The sequence below is a fragment of the Seonamhaeicola sediminis genome, assembly GCF_004358095.2.
In the GTDB taxonomy this organism is placed as follows: Bacteria; Bacteroidota; Bacteroidia; order Flavobacteriales; family Flavobacteriaceae; genus Seonamhaeicola; species Seonamhaeicola sediminis.
On the sequence record NZ_SMZJ02000004.1, the window covers coordinates 290,217 to 305,019 of the forward strand.

The 14,803-nt window shown below is 35.5% G+C and carries 14 protein-coding genes; 7 read left to right on the top strand and 7 right to left on the bottom strand.

What is annotated here, in order from left to right; translation table 11 throughout:
* Window positions 1–60: 60 nt before the first annotated feature.
* The 5 genes from E1J38_RS07630 to E1J38_RS07650 form a co-directional block, all read right to left on the bottom strand.
* Window positions 61–294, bottom strand: coding sequence for a MoaD/ThiS family protein (locus E1J38_RS07630; RefSeq protein WP_133355451.1), 234 nt, complete (start codon window positions 292–294; stop codon window positions 61–63).
* Window positions 278–862: a molybdenum cofactor guanylyltransferase gene (mobA, locus tag E1J38_RS07635; protein WP_133355452.1), complete on the bottom strand. Its 585-nt coding sequence runs from the start codon at window positions 860–862 to the stop codon at window positions 278–280. Before mobA ends, E1J38_RS07630 begins: the two co-directional genes overlap by 17 nt.
* 1 nt (window position 863) lies before the next feature.
* Window positions 864–1,604, bottom strand: a complete 741-nt coding sequence (locus tag E1J38_RS07640) for a sulfite exporter TauE/SafE family protein (RefSeq protein ID WP_133355453.1) — start codon at window positions 1,602–1,604, stop codon at window positions 864–866.
* A gap of 116 nt (window positions 1,605–1,720) precedes the next feature.
* Window positions 1,721–2,059 (bottom strand): winged helix-turn-helix domain-containing protein, encoded by a 339-nt coding sequence (locus E1J38_RS07645; RefSeq protein ID WP_133355454.1) that lies wholly within the window; start codon window positions 2,057–2,059, stop codon window positions 1,721–1,723.
* 12 nt (window positions 2,060–2,071) lie between these two features.
* Window positions 2,072–3,250: a molybdopterin molybdotransferase MoeA gene (locus tag E1J38_RS07650; RefSeq protein WP_133355455.1), complete on the bottom strand. Its 1,179-nt coding sequence runs from the start codon at window positions 3,248–3,250 to the stop codon at window positions 2,072–2,074.
* A 122-nt stretch (window positions 3,251–3,372) separates the two neighbouring features.
* Between E1J38_RS07650 and E1J38_RS07655 the strand changes: the two genes are divergently transcribed.
* The 6 genes from E1J38_RS07655 to dsrP are packed head-to-tail and all read left to right on the top strand — an operon-like array spanning window position 3,373 to window position 9,582.
* Entirely contained in the window at window positions 3,373–3,612 is a 240-nt protein-coding gene (locus E1J38_RS07655) for a hypothetical protein (RefSeq protein WP_133355456.1), read from the top strand.
* A 3-nt stretch (window positions 3,613–3,615) separates the two neighbouring features.
* Window positions 3,616–5,940: a molybdopterin-dependent oxidoreductase gene (locus E1J38_RS07660; protein ID WP_133355457.1), complete on the top strand. Its 2,325-nt coding sequence runs from the start codon at window positions 3,616–3,618 to the stop codon at window positions 5,938–5,940.
* Between the two features lie 3 nt (window positions 5,941–5,943).
* Window positions 5,944–6,639 (top strand): nitrate reductase cytochrome c-type subunit, encoded by a 696-nt coding sequence (locus E1J38_RS07665; RefSeq protein ID WP_133355458.1) that lies wholly within the window; start codon window positions 5,944–5,946, stop codon window positions 6,637–6,639.
* Window positions 6,632–7,255, top strand: coding sequence for a cytochrome c3 family protein (locus tag E1J38_RS07670; RefSeq protein ID WP_133355459.1), 624 nt, complete (start codon window positions 6,632–6,634; stop codon window positions 7,253–7,255). The genes E1J38_RS07665 and E1J38_RS07670 overlap by 8 nt, the downstream gene beginning before the upstream one ends.
* Before the next feature lie 8 nt (window positions 7,256–7,263).
* Window positions 7,264–8,349: a 4Fe-4S dicluster domain-containing protein gene (locus tag E1J38_RS07675; protein WP_133355460.1), complete on the top strand. Its 1,086-nt coding sequence runs from the start codon at window positions 7,264–7,266 to the stop codon at window positions 8,347–8,349.
* Window positions 8,350–8,364: 15 nt separating this feature from the next.
* A complete protein-coding gene (gene dsrP, locus E1J38_RS07680) occupies window positions 8,365–9,582 on the top strand; it encodes a sulfate reduction electron transfer complex DsrMKJOP subunit DsrP (RefSeq protein ID WP_133355461.1) in 1,218 nt (405 codons plus the stop codon).
* 51 nt (window positions 9,583–9,633) lie between these two features.
* On the opposite strand, the gene E1J38_RS07685 is transcribed toward dsrP, so the two are convergent.
* Entirely contained in the window at window positions 9,634–12,699 is a 3,066-nt protein-coding gene (locus E1J38_RS07685; RefSeq protein ID WP_133355462.1) for a T9SS type B sorting domain-containing protein, read from the bottom strand.
* Window positions 12,699–13,712 (bottom strand): PorP/SprF family type IX secretion system membrane protein, encoded by a 1,014-nt coding sequence (locus E1J38_RS07690; protein ID WP_133355463.1) that lies wholly within the window; start codon window positions 13,710–13,712, stop codon window positions 12,699–12,701. Before E1J38_RS07690 ends, E1J38_RS07685 begins: the two co-directional genes overlap by 1 nt.
* 216 nt (window positions 13,713–13,928) lie before the next feature.
* On the opposite strand from E1J38_RS07690, the gene E1J38_RS07695 reads away from it, so the two are divergent.
* Window positions 13,929–14,678, top strand: a complete 750-nt coding sequence (locus tag E1J38_RS07695) for a Crp/Fnr family transcriptional regulator (RefSeq protein ID WP_133355464.1) — start codon at window positions 13,929–13,931, stop codon at window positions 14,676–14,678.
* Window positions 14,679–14,803 lie beyond the last annotated feature (125 nt).

The following is a 14,803-nucleotide window of genomic DNA, read 5'->3' on the forward strand; positions in this document are numbered from 1 at the left end:
TTAATTGTTTATTTATTGAATCGTTTAAACAGTTTAACGCATAAACGTTTCAACATTACATCATCCACCAGCAAATGGTGGTAATAATGCTATTTCCAATCCTATTAATTCGGTTTCTAATGAAACCAATTCCTGATTTTGTGCTATTTGAAAATCCTTTTTTTCTAATTGATCATATTTAGAATTGAGAACGCCCACTAAATCCGAGATATGACTACCTACAACTTCAATAGTTTCTTCTTGAGTATTGGTTACTTCAACTATTTGTCCAAAATATTTAACCGTTATATGCATTTGCAATAGATTTAAGTTCTTCCTGAGTATTTACATTCATAGTTGTGTTTTGTTCTTCGACAGTCAATACAACGTTTTTTGTTTTCAAGGTACTAATAACTCGTCTTAAATGCCGTTCATTATTTTTCAAAGACTTTAAAAATGTTGGTGCGCATTGCTTCTTATACAGCGCAATTAAAGGCATGGTCTTTCCATTGCTTTCAATTTGAATGATTTCAGAACACTCATCAATGTTATCAATCAACTTTTCTAAGATGCTCGTTTTTATTAAAGGAATATCACAACTCAGTATTAGGTTGTAATCAGTTTCCGAAGCTGACAACCCGGAATATATCCCCGAAACAGGACCAGCATCTTTTATGTCGTCTTCTATTCTTTTATATCCAAAAAAATTATAATCAGTATTATCTGAAACAATCAAAATATCTTTAACTAAAGGTTTCAAGGCTTTAATGCTATACTCAACAAAACGTTTATTGTTTAGTTTTATAAAGCCTTTATCAGAACCCATTCTGGAGCTTTTACCTCCAGCTAAAATAATACCTGTTATGTTCTTTTTATCGACCATATTAAGTAAACATCAATTTAGCACAGGCGATTATCAAAACAAATGCTAAAATGTATCTTAAGTGTTTGTTATTTATCTTTTTACTTCCATAGTAGCCGCCTAAAATACCTCCAACTAGAGCAATAGCCACCAATAGAAAAGATGCCATTTCTAATGTAACACCACTACTTAATTGTCCTACTAATCCAGATGCAGAATTCACCCAAATAAACAACGCCGAAACGGCTGCGGCTTCTTTCATTTTTCCCCAATGCAATAATAAAATAACGGGGCTTAGAATAATGCCACCACCAATACCTATTAACCCAGAAAAGAATCCGATGAACCCTCCAACCATGAGCCCTTGCCATAGTTTGACTTGTTTTGTTGAGTTGCTTTCCTTTCCAAAAACATTCAACATTTTAAGAATGGCGAATATTAATAGAACTGCCAATGTCTTTTTATAAATTGAAGCATCTACTTCAATACGTCCGCCTAAAAAGGCTAGGGGAATGGAAGCAATGGCGAATGATAAGAATAACTTTTTGTTGAAATACCCTTCTTTATAATAGTAATAAAAGGAAATCCCCGCTACAAATAAATTAAGCAATAGAGCAGTAGGTTTCATGGTTTCTGGAGCAAAAGAAAATAAAGCCATTAAAGCCAAATAGCCACTGGCACCTCCATGTCCTACACTCGAGTATAGAAACGACACTATTGGGAGTATTAGTAGAAAATAATATATGTTTTCGGTTTCAAGCATTTACATTATTTTTTTGTCATGTCGAAATGAGGTACGATTGAGACATCTCATAATATCTATTTTTTGGTAATGAGATTTCTCACTACGTTCGAAATGACAAAGCCCTAGTTTTCAATTTATAGTTGTTTTATTTTGTCTAATTGCTGGTCTAAAAAAGCCCAACAGTTTTTATTGATTTCATCAAAAGCGTTAATTAAGGAATGGCCATACTCCGTTAATTCGGCACCGCCGCCACCTTTGCCCCCAATACTATTTATGGTTACCGGTTTTTTTGCCGATTTGTTAACCGAGTCTAAAAGTTGCCATGCTTTCTTATAGGAAATATTAAGAGACTTAGCAGCCTTTGATAAAGAGCCTGTTTTCTGTATGGCTTTTAATAAATGAACACGACCTTCGCCTAACAAGACGTTGTTGTTAGATTCAATCCAAATGCGGCTTTTAATTTTGTAACTCATCGGCTTGTTTTTTTAAACTGGTAAAACAATAGTTTCTAATACATCACCCATATGAACTTCAGATATTTCAGCAGGAACAAATACCAAGGCATTTGATAAAGCGAAAGTTTGTAACATGGATGAGTTCTGTCCTTCTAAAAGTTCTACTTCACCATCATTATAAATCGCCTTTAAAAATTGAGGTCTATCACCTCTTTTTACGAATTTTGAAATGGATTTTGCTTGAGTTCTGGGTAGTTCTGTATCAGTTCTCTCCATCATATTCTGTAGTGCGATATAAACGTAAACATAAAAGCAGGTTAATGCCGCCGCAGGATTTCCAGGTAAGGCAAAAATGGAAGTATTCTCTTTTTTTCCAAAAAATAAAGGTTTGCCAGGTTTCTGCTGTACTTTATAGAAGATCTCTTCAACTTGTAATTCGTTTAAAGCTTTACCAACATAATCATAATCACCAACAGAGATTCCTCCAGTAATAAGTACCAAATCATTATTTTTTATAATAGACCTAAGCAAATTAACTGTCTTTTCATAATCGTCTTCAACCTTGTGAAGCGTAACATCATAGAATTTCAAACTATATAATACACCTTGTAGCATTTTAGAATTACTCTCGTAAATCTGTCCGTATTTTAGTTCTTGTCCTGGTTCAATTAATTCATTTCCTGTAGTTACAATGGCTATGGAAGGTTTTTTGTATACTGAAACCTCAGTAATTCCAAGGGAAGTGAGGTACCCAATGCCAGCTGGTGTTAATTTTGTGCCTTTTTTTAGGGCAATATCACCTTCTTTAACTTGTTCTCCCAAAGGGCGAATATTTTGCTCTAAATTAATTTGGTGTTCAATAGAGATGGTATCATTATTAGAAATAACCTTTTCCTGCATCATGATAGCATTAGCAGTGTCTGGTACTGGAGCACCTGTAAATATTCTAACCGCTTCACCTTTTTTTAAGTTTGGTTCATGTCCATCACCTGCTTTAACTTCTCCAATTAGCTTATAATGCAAATCGTTATGCAAATGCAATGCATAACCATCCATGGCTGATTGCCTATAAGGGGGCATGTTAATGGGCGAAATCACATCTTTATATAGGTAATATCCGTTGGCTTTTTCAATAACCTTGACATCTTCTTTTAAAAGTGGATTAACGTTTCTTTTTACTTTAAATAAAGCGTCCTCAATTGAAATCATATTCCTTTTACGTTATATCCATGCAAATATAGCGAATAGATTTTTTAAACAAACATGACAAAAGTCAGTTTTTTTCCTGCTATTAAACAGGATATTTATATCCGAATTATAATAACTCAAAAATGCCGATAATAAGTTATTTAGCTCATCCTCAGGATGGAAAGAAGGAGTCATTAATAAATGAAATTTCGCAACTCTCTAGCTGTGAGGTGATTCCTGCCGAAAATAAAGACTTGCTCATAGTCGTTACCGATACCAACAACAAAGAAGAAGACGAACAATTAAAAGAAAAGATAGAAGCTCTAGACAGTTTAAAGTTACTGGCAATGGTTTCAGGATTTGACACACCAAAAAACAATTAACGTATGTATACCTCTTTAACAAACAGAAGAAGTTTTATTAAAAAAATGGCAGCAGCGGCAGCGATGACTGCAGCGGCAACCATGTTTCCAGGTATTGTTTTTGCAAAGGAACAAGAGGCTGGAATTCCTAACGGAAATTTAGATTGGAAAAAAGGACCTTGTCGTTTTTGCGGTGTAGGTTGCGGTATTTTGGTTGGTGTTGAAAATGGTAAAGCTGTAGCTGTAAAAGGTGATCCAAATTCTTCAGTTAATAAAGGATTGCTTTGTGTAAAAGGATATCATCAAACAATGTGTATTCAAGCTAAAGACAGATTAGAACATGCTTTGGTGAAAAAGAATGGGACTTATATTAAAACACCATTAAATGAGGCTCTGGATTTAGTAGCCAGCAAAATGAAAGAAACCATAGAAAAACATGGCAAAGATTCTGTAGCTATGTACACGTCTGGGCAATCTACAATTCCTGAAGGTTATGTAGCGTCAAAATTAATGAAAGGTGCTATCGGTACTAATAATTTAGATTGTAATGCCCGTTTATGTATGGCAAGTGCTGTGGCTGGTTTCTTAACAACTTTTGGGGCTGATGAACCTATGGGGTGTTATGAAGATTTTGATTATGCCGATTACTACGTGACTTGGGGAAATAATATGGCAGAAATGCATCCGGTATTATTCTCAAGAATGTTAGAGCAAAAAAATAAAAGAGGCGCTAAAATAATTGACTTTGCAACAAGAACATCTCGTTCTAGTGCAGCTTCTGATAAATCCATTCTTTTCGAACCTCAAACCGATTTAGCAGTTGGTAATGCTATTTGTTATGAAATAATAAAAAATGGCTGGTTAAATAAATCTTTTGTAGAAAAACACTGTAACTTAAGTAAGGGGCTTACTAATATGGGATACGGTTTAGAGGATAATTATAGTTTTACTGACAAGCCAGAAAAAATAAATTTTGAAGAGTATAAGGCATTTTTAGAGGATTATACCCCAGAGAAAGTAGCAAAAATTTCTAGAGTATCTGTAAAAGATATTAAGTACTTAGCATCAATTTTTGGGGATCCTAACAAAAAAGTAATGTCGCTTTGGTGTATGGGTGTCAACCAACATACCAGAGGAACATGGATGAATAATATTATTTATAACATCCACTTGTTGACTGGTAAAATTTCACAACCAGGTAATGGTCCTTTTTCTTTAACGGGACAACCTTCTGCTTGTGGAACGGCTCGTGAAGTGGGTACTTTTACGCATAAATTACCAAAAGGTGTGGTTATGAATCCTGAGCATAGAGAATTAGCTGCAAAAATTTGGAAAGTGCCAGTAGAAAGAATTCCTGCTAAACCAACCTATCATACTACTGAAATGTTTAGAGCGGTAGATAGAGGCGATATTAAATTCATTTGGACTCAGGTAGTCAATCCATTAGTGTCTCTCCCTAGAACCAGTAGATTCCGTCCTGGAATGGAAAAAGACTCTTGCTTTGTGGTTGTTTCGGATGTGTTCCCAACACCAACAACAGATGTGGCTGATGTAATTTTACCAGCATCATGGCATATTGAAAAATCTGGTTTATATGGAAATTCAGAACGCCGTACACAACACTGGGATAAAATGATTGAAGGTCCTGGAGAAACCACACCAGATGCGTGGATGACCATTCAAGTTGCTAAACGTATGGGCTATGGTGATTTGTTTCCTTATTCTGAGGAAAACCACGTTGAAGAGATATACAACGAATACCGTCAGTTCCATGAAGGTAAAAAACATGGTATGGCTCCATTAGAAGTTCTTAAAAAAGAGTCTGGAGTAATTTGGCCATATGTAGATGGAAAATCAACACAATGGCGTTTTAATGCCAAGTTTGATCCAGCTTGTAGTAACGGAGAGGATTTTCATTTCTACGGAAAACCTGATGGAAAGGCAGTGATCTGGCAGCGTCCTTATGAACCAGCTGCAGAATCACCAGATAATGAGTATCCGTTCTGGCTAAATACAGGTCGTATAATAGAACACTGGCATACCGGATCTATGACACGTAGAATCCCTGTTTTGCATAAAGCAATGCCTCATAGTTATGTAGAGTTTCATCCAAAAGATGCTAAAGCTTTAGGTATAAGAAATGGTGAAAAGGTAAAAGTATCTTCAAGACGAGGGTCTTGTGTGCTACCAGCTTCAATAAACGAAAGAGGCTTGCCAACACAAGGACAGGTTTTTGTGCCATTCTTTGATGAAAACATGCTAATTAATGATGTGACTTTGGATGCTTTTTGCCCAATTTCAAAAGAACCTGACTTTAAAAAATGTGCTGTTAAAATAGAAAAAGCATAGGTTATGAAAAAACGACTGGGTATCATTTCATTATTTATTATTCTATTTATTGCGTTTATCGCTGTTTGGAATTTTAGCTATCAAATTGGAAAAGAAGAAGCTTATATTCCTTTTGAAAGAAGTACAGAAGTGTCTTCTATTATTCCATCAGAGAAAGGGGTTTTTGAGCGGTCTGAACATGCGTTGGATTACGCTAATATGCCCGTAGACGAAAATCATCAAAGATCTTTAAAAAATTATTATGATAACAGAGCTTATCACGGGGCACCACCAAGTATTCCACACCCTATAAAAGATGAAATGACAATTGGGGCAAATACTTGTTTAAAATGCCATGAAAATGGTGGTTTTACTGAAAAATTTAATGCTTACGCGCCTGTAGTGCCGCATCCAGAATTGGTTAATTGTAGGCAATGTCATGTGCCAACAAATACGAGTGGGGTATTTAAGCCTTTTGAGCATAGAAGTGTTGCTGCACCCAAAGCAGGAATTAATAATGCCTTGGCTGGAAGCCCACCAATTATTCCGCATCAAATTCAGATGCACGAAAATTGTTTGTCCTGTCACGCAGGGCCAAGTGCGCCAAAGGAAATAAGAGTTACGCATCCAGAGCGTATTAATTGCAGGCAATGTCACGTTCCAAACAATAAAGAAATGACCGATATAGGAACCTTTAAAAGAGCAAATAGCAATGAATAATTACATTATACATAGAATAGTTTGTATTTCGTTTATATCGCTTTTGTTCTTTTCATGTAAACATGGCGAAGGAGAATATCACGGAGTAACGGACAAAATTAAAGCAGAAAGCGAAAATTATCATGGTGTTTCTTTGTCTTCTGAAGCTTATTTGGAAGGTATTGAAACTATTGAGATTACAGAGGGAGGGCACACTTTTTTAATTCCAGAAAGAAAGCGTCATATAAAGTCATATGCCTGTACAGAGTGTCATTCCAAGCCATTATCACAATTACAAAGTAAGGATGGTAAAAAAGCGCATTGGGATATTAAGTTGCACCATGCCAATGAAAACACCATGAACTGCGCTACATGTCACGATGGAAATGATATGGACAACCTTAAGAGTTTAACAGGTAACAGTATCGATTTTAATAACAGTTATAATTTGTGTAACCAGTGTCATACCAAACAATTTGAAGATTGGAAAGGCGGCGCACATGGGAAACGTATTGGAGGTTGGGCGCCACCAAGAGCATCTATGACTTGTGTGAATTGTCATAATCCGCACAAACCCCATTTTGAGAAGAGATGGCCGGCACGTTTTAATACACAAAAAATAAAAGAAAGAGAATAAGAATAGGTATGAGCAGCAATAACAAAAAATGGTTTTCCTTAAATATTGGCCGTAAGAACCAAGAAACTTCCAGTAGTTGCAGTTGTGGAAAGCAATCTGGTGGTTGTGGTGGACATAATCATGAGGAAACTGATAAAATTGAAGAAAGAAAAAACGGTTTTGAACAGGTATTTGATGTGAAAATGGACCGTCGTTCAGCCTTTAAACAATTAGCAGCGAGTTTAGCTATTGGAGCTGGAGCCGTAAGTACTTCTTGTAGTATGTTTTCTGGTGATGAAAGCAAGGAAAAAGCCCAAATTGATTGGGAAGAGCAGTTTAAGGGGAACTACAAGTTAATGACAGATGAAGAAAAGCAAGCCACTGTAGATAGGTTAGTACGTTCGTATCAATTACGTACCGGAAAGACCATTAATATGTCGGCTAAAAATGCCGAGGAAAATGTCCTGTTCGGTTATGCTTTCAATATTTCAAAGTGTCAAGGTTATATGGACTGTGTGAGTGCCTGTGTTGAAGAGAACAACCAAGATAGAAACTCACAAATGCAATACATCCGTATTCATGAAATGAAAGACGGAAATGGATTTAACTTTAGTGAAGCCGATGATAATTATTACCATGAAGTGCCTGCCGAAGGTCATTTTTATATGGGAACCCAATGTTTTCATTGTGATAATCCACCTTGTGTAAATGTTTGTCCGGTACAAGCCACATGGAGAGAAGATGATGGGCTGGTTGTGGTTGATTATGATTGGTGTGTGGGCTGTAGATATTGTATGGCGGCATGCCCTTACGATGGACGACGTTTTAATTGGAGTAAACCTGAAGTACCAGAAGAAGAAATCAATAAAAACCAACACTACTTGGGTAACCGCCTTCGTAAAAAAGGTGTTATGGAAAAATGCACCTTCTGTGTGCAACGCTCTAGAGCGGGTAAAAACCCTGCTTGTGTTGAAGCGTGTCCAACAGGAGCGCGTATTTTTGGAAATCTACTAGACCCAAACAGTACCATTAGATGGGTACTGGAGAACAAGAAAGTATTTAGGCTAAAAGAAGACCTAGGAACAGAACCTAAGTTTTGGTATTTTATGGACTAATAATGAGTTAATTACATGAGACAAATTAAAGTTTTTAAAAGTTTAGTAAGAGATAGTTTAGATACTATAACGCGCGGTTCTAAGAAGTATCATTTATGGATGGCGGCTTTAACCTTTATGATGTTGGTTGGGATGTATTGTTATTCTATTCAGCTCAAAGAAGGATTGAGTGTAACAGGAATGACAGATAGGGTTAGCTGGGGATTATATATTTCAAATTTCACTTTTCTGGTGGGGGTTGCGGCTGCAGCTGTTATGTTGGTAATGCCAACGTATGTATTAAAAGATATCGATTTTAAACAAGCTGTATTAATTGGAGAAGGTGTTGCTGTAGCAGCACTTGTTATGTGTTTAGCCTTTGTAATAGCAGATATGGGAGGACCCTCGGTTCTTTGGCACATGATTCCAGGAATTGGTGTATTTAATTTTCCCAACTCTATGTTAACCTGGGATGTCTTAGTTCTTAATGGATATCTGTTTTTAAATATTACTATACCTTTTTATATCTTGTTTAGACACTATCAAGGCAAAGAATCTAAGAAAAGTGTTTATATTCCAGGTGCCTTTTTATCAGTTTTTTGGGCCGTGGCCATTCATTTGGTAACTGCATTTTTGTATCAAGGTTTACAGGCTAGACCGTTTTGGAACAATGCTTTATTAGGACCTAGGTTTTTAGCTTCTGCCTTTGCAGCAGGACCAGCGCTTATAATTTTGGTTTTGGCAGTTATTAGAACATATACTTCTTTTAAAATTGAAAATAAGACTATTAAAAAGATAGCTATGGTGGTTACAGTAGCAGCTCAGATTAATTTGATTATGCTTATTTCTGAGTTGTTCAAGGAGTTTTATGCACCTACACACCACAGTGAAAGTGCCTATTATCTTTTCTTTGGTTTACATGGGAAAGATGCATTGTTGCCCTGGATTTGGACGGCCATACCATTGAACGTTTTAGCTACTGTAATGTTGACTTTCCATAAGCTCAGGAACAATTTTAAAGTCCTATACTTTGCTTGTTTTATATTGTTCATTGCTATTTGGATTGAAAAAGGCTTTGGTTTAATTGTTCCTGGTTTTATTCCCGGACCTTATGGTAAAATAGCCGAATATATGCCCACTGGAATTGAAATAGGTGTTACGCTTGGTATTTGGGCTTTAGGAGCTTTTGTATTTACTATTCTAGCTAAAACAGCAATAGGTATTGAAATAGGAAAACTACGTTACAAGAAGTAGTTAATTGGTTTTACCTCACAAAAAGTAATCAAGTTTAAATCGTAGGGTAGTCTATCTCAAAATGGTTATGTATCCAGAGTGTGACCTATTGGTACCATCATTTAGTTGAAAGTAGTAATAATAGTTTCCAGATGGGAGAGGTTTTCCTTTATGCATTCCGTTCCAAGTGTTGTTATAACCCGTAGTACGGTAAACCATATTTCCCCATCGGTTGTATATTGTTAGCGTATTGTTAGAAAATTTTTCGATATTTTTTATGAAAAAGGTATCGTTACGACCATCACCATTTGGTGTCATGGTGTTAGCGAAAAATGGCATACAACGATTGTTTGTATCCGTATCGTCATTGTCCATCCTAATTTGAAATGTGCTTAATTCGAAGCACCTACTGTCCGTGATGTGTTCTGAACGTACATATAAAAGTATATCGAGACCAGCGTTAAGATTTAATTCTGTTATTTTATTAGTACCTAGAACGGCATCATTCTCAAAAAGATGATAACTTAATTTGATATTCGATTGGTCTATACCATCAAAAATCTTCGCATTTAGTTGAGACAAATCATATTCAGTATTGCTTTGATTAAAAGAACACAGGTGAATATTTTCAATAAGATTAACTGTTGGTGTATTTAATATATTAAGTGAAAACATAAATACTTCAACACAACCATTTTGATTAGCAATTCTGGCATAAATTTTTTGAGAACTTGAAAAGCTTGTAAATTCTAAAGGTAGTGGCCGTAGACCATTGAAAGCCTCGGGAGCGTTTAAGTGAAAACTAACTGATGGTAATTCGATATTGTTGTTTGCCAAACCTCTTAAAATAAAATCTTTTTGAGCAGCTAAATCAAATATTGGTGTATTGGTTGCACTCGGGTTTCTACATAATATCATATCTTGAGGTATGTTATAACCAGTAAGGCCATTTCCTGTGGTAAAAGATTTTGATATGCTAAAATCCTTGAGTCCATCATTTACAGTAAGTGTAACATTGTAGGTTTTGTTTAAATCATATCGATGTGTTGGGTTTTTTTCAGTACTGAAAGGGCTGCTATCTCCGAAATCCCATGTATAAGTTAATTCATCACAGCTATTGGTAAAGTTTGTAAAGCTAACAATGTCACACTTTATATCTAATTCAAAATCTGGTATCGTCTCTGTTGTAGTTACCGAAATTTCTTTAGTTTGTGATAAGCTTTCAGTTCCGTCAAGAATTGTTAGAGACACTTCGTAAGTCCCAGGAGTAGTATAAATATGCTTAGGGTTTTCTTGATTACTGGTAGGGCTGCCATCTCCGAAATCCCAGATATAGGTTGTTTTAGTTGAGCACTGAACGGACAAGTCCTCAAAAGTTACATCAAGACAATTAATTCTATAGTTAAAGTCTACATTGGTCTCTAAATCAATACGAACGATTCTACTGAAAGTTGAAATAATTACTCCTGGCTCATTTATATTTGTAATGGTAAGGGTAATATCATAAGTTCCAGACTTAGAGTATATGTGTGTTAATGAAGGCTCGTTATTAGAGGTCGTAATGTTTGGACTGCCATCACCAAAGTTCCAACTGTAAACTAAAGGTGTGAATTCAGATATTGAATTACTGCAAATATTACTGGAATTTACAATAGAAATAGTTTCACAATCTAATTTCGAAGTAGAGAAATCTGCTAAAATAAAAGTGTTGTACTCTACAGATTTTGTTATTATTGCGTTACTATCTGCTGATGTTACTGTTAATGTGATTATATAGGTTGTGTTTTCGTTAGTAGTGGGAAATGTATGCAAAGGATTAGTTTCTGAGCTTTTGGTACCATCTCCAAAGTCCCAATTATAAGTAAGTCCTCCTTTACAGTAACCTGAAAGATTTTTAAGTTGTATTGTATTGCATATGTTTTCTGTTCCCTCGGTTAGAGTTTCAATTTCAAAATCTGCTTTGGGAAATGGAGGGTCGTCAGAATTTATTACGTTTACTTTAAGAGTGGTAGATAAACCCTCACATCCATTTTTATTTCTAGCAATGATTGTATACGTTGTATTTTTTATTGGACTTAATACCGCAGAGGCACCAATGGGAGCAACATCAATGTATTCTCCTGGGTTTGTGGGGTCTGGCCTTGTAAAACGAAAATCTCCTACATTTACCCCTTTGGGTTGAACAAAAACACTGCCGCCCAAGCAAATCTCTTCATCTGGTAAGGCATCTATTCTAGCTGTAGATTTTGGTGCTAAATTAGTATAAATGGTCTTAGAGCAATCTGTGTTTGAGATAAGTGTAACACTGTAATTTTCTCCATATTGAGCGTTCTCAATTGTTATACTGGGGGTGGTTTCTCCGGTAGACCATAAATATTCAGAAAACCCTTCAGGTGCATGTAATGTAGCGGTATCACCATTATTACATAAGTTTTCAACGTTTATTTTTAAAGCACCTAAGGACGCATCTACATAGGCATAGGCACCATGTGCACCAAGAGAACAATCTAATATCATAAATTCAATGGTAATGTCTTCACCTATATAAGGTGTTAAGTCTGCACCGCTGGTTGTCCATGGTAGTATTTGATAATCCCCTTCACAATAGATGAAACCGTTATTGTCTGCATCGGGGCCTGCAGATACCTCAAACTCTCCACAAGTTGCTAAATTTCCCATAGAGTCTTTAATATTGACAACAAACTTAGGTTGTTCCTCTGCACCATGTCCTGGATCCTCCAATACAATAGCATAGCTATAGTTTAGAAATGTAGCGTTTTCGGTAACGGTGAACGTGCTACTAATTTTAGCCACATTATTACCGCCTTTTCTATCACCTAAACGTGCAGAGAACCTACCAGCGGGAAATGTGGTTGGTAAATCAACTGGTATAGGTAAACAGTCTAATCCAAGGTGGTCTTTAGGAGTGCTAGAAGGACTCATTAGTTTTATTTGAAGGCCTAAGTTGTCAGCAGGTCTTGGGTTCCAAATTATTTCATTGTCTACCCTAACCCCTGTATCTAAAATCCAATGGCCAAAATTACCAAATTCAAAATCCAATCTTGGTTGGGCAAGAGTTTCTTGTGTCCCAAAAAAATAAGGAAGGCATAATATCATTATTTTTAGTAGCTTCTTCATTATAAGGAATATTGTGGGCAAGCACAAAGTAATTTTCTTGGGTTAAACCGGTATCCAATAATTATTTCGTGAGAGCCAGACTGTTGTGTGCTAAAATCCGCGGTAATCCAGTCGTAAGAATAGCTTAAAAGTAGGTTTTCTGTAAGGCGTAAACCCAAAAAGCCTATAATGGCTTCCTCGTTACGATAAGCTAAACCTCCCCAGAACTTATCATTGTAAACTGTTTTAATACCAGCATCCCATTGTATTGGCGAGTTTTTTACCGTTTTTAATAAAGAGAAAGGTACAACTGTGAGAGCATCGTTAATTGATATTCTACTACCCAGAAGTAAATTATAACTAGGTAATAAAGATTCTTCAGTTGACGCATCTGAAAATCGAATTTCTTTGTTCAAAATTTTATTTGCTGCAATACCTAAAAAAAGATACTTCGAGTAGGCATATAGACCAAAACTTAAATCAAAGTTTAATTCTGAAACATTTTGAACAAGAGGGTCGATGGGGTTGTCCAACAAAACAACTTTTCTATCGTCGAATCTAAATTGAGAAACACCAGCAAATGTCCCAAAGGATAAAAACCATTCTTCTGAGACCTTAAGATGATAAGCATAGCTTCCATAGAGTCCATTTTGAGAAAGTGGTCCGTTAGTATCCGTGTAAAGAAAAACACCCAAACCATGATGTGTGGTACCTTCGTTAGGTAAATAACTTGCTCTAGAACGATACAGAGAACTATTAATACTAAACGTAGATGTTCTAGGGGCACCATCAAAACCTAACCATTGGTTTCTATGAGAGGCATTTATATCTATATAATTCTCAACTCCTGTCATTGCTGGATTTATAACAAACGGATTCTGTAAATATTGAGAAAATTGAGGGGTTTGTTGTGAATATGTTGATATATAGTGTAATGTAAAAAAAATAAAGAGGTGATTCTTGAACAAAAATCTCTTAATTTTTCTTATGATTAATTTGTTAAGTAGGTGTGGTATAAAAAAATGACCGTACATGTACGAAAATTATCGTGTAAGTTACATAGTTTTTTTTACATGCCCATAAGGGTAGAGTGTTTTTCAAAATAAGGTATTGTTCATTTCGTAAATTAAGGATATCTATTTTTCGGTTATTCTAAAATTAAACTCATTAAATTATCACCTTATCAAAAATGGACTTCATTACTTTAAAACTAAGTAGTATTACGTATATTTGATGTAACACTAAACACTATGGTTGCTTCTACGCCTTATTTAAAATCAAAACGAGGATCGACTGGCAAGGTTTCCTGTGGACTTTGTGAGAACGTTAAATGCCTAATAAAACGGAATTATAATTCTTTTGAAAATACTGAATTTTTAGAAAGTAAAAATGAGATATTCTGTAAAAAAGGACAACAGTTTGTAATTGAAGGCGCCCCTGTAAATGGTTTGTTTTTCATTCTAGGAGGAAAAGTAAAAGTTTTTAGAACAGGTATTAACGGTAAGGAACAAATAGTTCGTTTTGCTAAAGAAGGCGAGATAATTGGTCACCGCGGCTTTGGTACCGAAGAGTATTATTCTATAGGTGCTGTTGCCTTAGAAGATAGTTTATTGTGTTATTTTTCTAAAGATGCTTTGCAGAAGGCATTGCGCGATAACCCTCAGTTTACCTACGATATGATGCTTTTTTATGCTAACGAGCTAAACAAAAGTGAGTCTAAGGTAAAATCGTTATCCCAAATGACCGTTAGGGAACGTGTTGTAGATACTTTACTCTACATAAATAGAAAATTTGGTGAATTAAATGGCTTTTTAAATTTGCCTTTAAGCCGAAAAGAATATGCCGACTATGCAGGTACTTCTGAAGAACAAGTCATTAGGATTTTTTCTGCATTAAAAAAAGAGGGGCTGATTAGTGCTAGTGGAAAAAAAATTGGTATCAACGATATCGATTTACTGCGCCGCGAAATAAGCGAACACAACTATTTCTTAGATAGTTAATAATTGAGATTATTCCATATTCATAAAAACCATAAATTCTAAAGTATGGTGTAAAAACAGTTTATCAGCTGTTTTTTTTTAGATAAATATCTGAGGTAAAAAGATATTTTCTCCTGTGTATATAC

Coding starts and splice junctions, on each gene's coding strand:
- E1J38_RS07630 (WP_133355451.1), bottom strand. CDS start 294: ATGCATATAACGGTTAAATATTTTGGACAAATAGTTGAAGTAACCAAT.
- mobA (WP_133355452.1), bottom strand. CDS start 862: ATGGTCGATAAAAAGAACATAACAGGTATTATTTTAGCTGGAGGTAAA.
- E1J38_RS07640 (WP_133355453.1), bottom strand. CDS start 1,604: ATGCTTGAAACCGAAAACATATATTATTTTCTACTAATACTCCCAATA.
- E1J38_RS07645 (WP_133355454.1), bottom strand. CDS start 2,059: ATGAGTTACAAAATTAAAAGCCGCATTTGGATTGAATCTAACAACAAC.
- E1J38_RS07650 (WP_133355455.1), bottom strand. CDS start 3,250: ATGATTTCAATTGAGGACGCTTTATTTAAAGTAAAAAGAAACGTTAAT.
- E1J38_RS07655 (WP_133355456.1), top strand. CDS start 3,373: ATGCCGATAATAAGTTATTTAGCTCATCCTCAGGATGGAAAGAAGGAG.
- E1J38_RS07660 (WP_133355457.1), top strand. CDS start 3,616: ATGTATACCTCTTTAACAAACAGAAGAAGTTTTATTAAAAAAATGGCA.
- E1J38_RS07665 (WP_133355458.1), top strand. CDS start 5,944: ATGAAAAAACGACTGGGTATCATTTCATTATTTATTATTCTATTTATT.
- E1J38_RS07670 (WP_133355459.1), top strand. CDS start 6,632: ATGAATAATTACATTATACATAGAATAGTTTGTATTTCGTTTATATCG.
- E1J38_RS07675 (WP_133355460.1), top strand. CDS start 7,264: ATGAGCAGCAATAACAAAAAATGGTTTTCCTTAAATATTGGCCGTAAG.
- dsrP (WP_133355461.1), top strand. CDS start 8,365: ATGAGACAAATTAAAGTTTTTAAAAGTTTAGTAAGAGATAGTTTAGAT.
- E1J38_RS07685 (WP_133355462.1), bottom strand. CDS start 12,699: ATGAAGAAGCTACTAAAAATAATGATATTATGCCTTCCTTATTTTTTT.
- E1J38_RS07690 (WP_133355463.1), bottom strand. CDS start 13,712: ATGTACGGTCATTTTTTTATACCACACCTACTTAACAAATTAATCATA.
- E1J38_RS07695 (WP_133355464.1), top strand. CDS start 13,929: ATGGTTGCTTCTACGCCTTATTTAAAATCAAAACGAGGATCGACTGGC.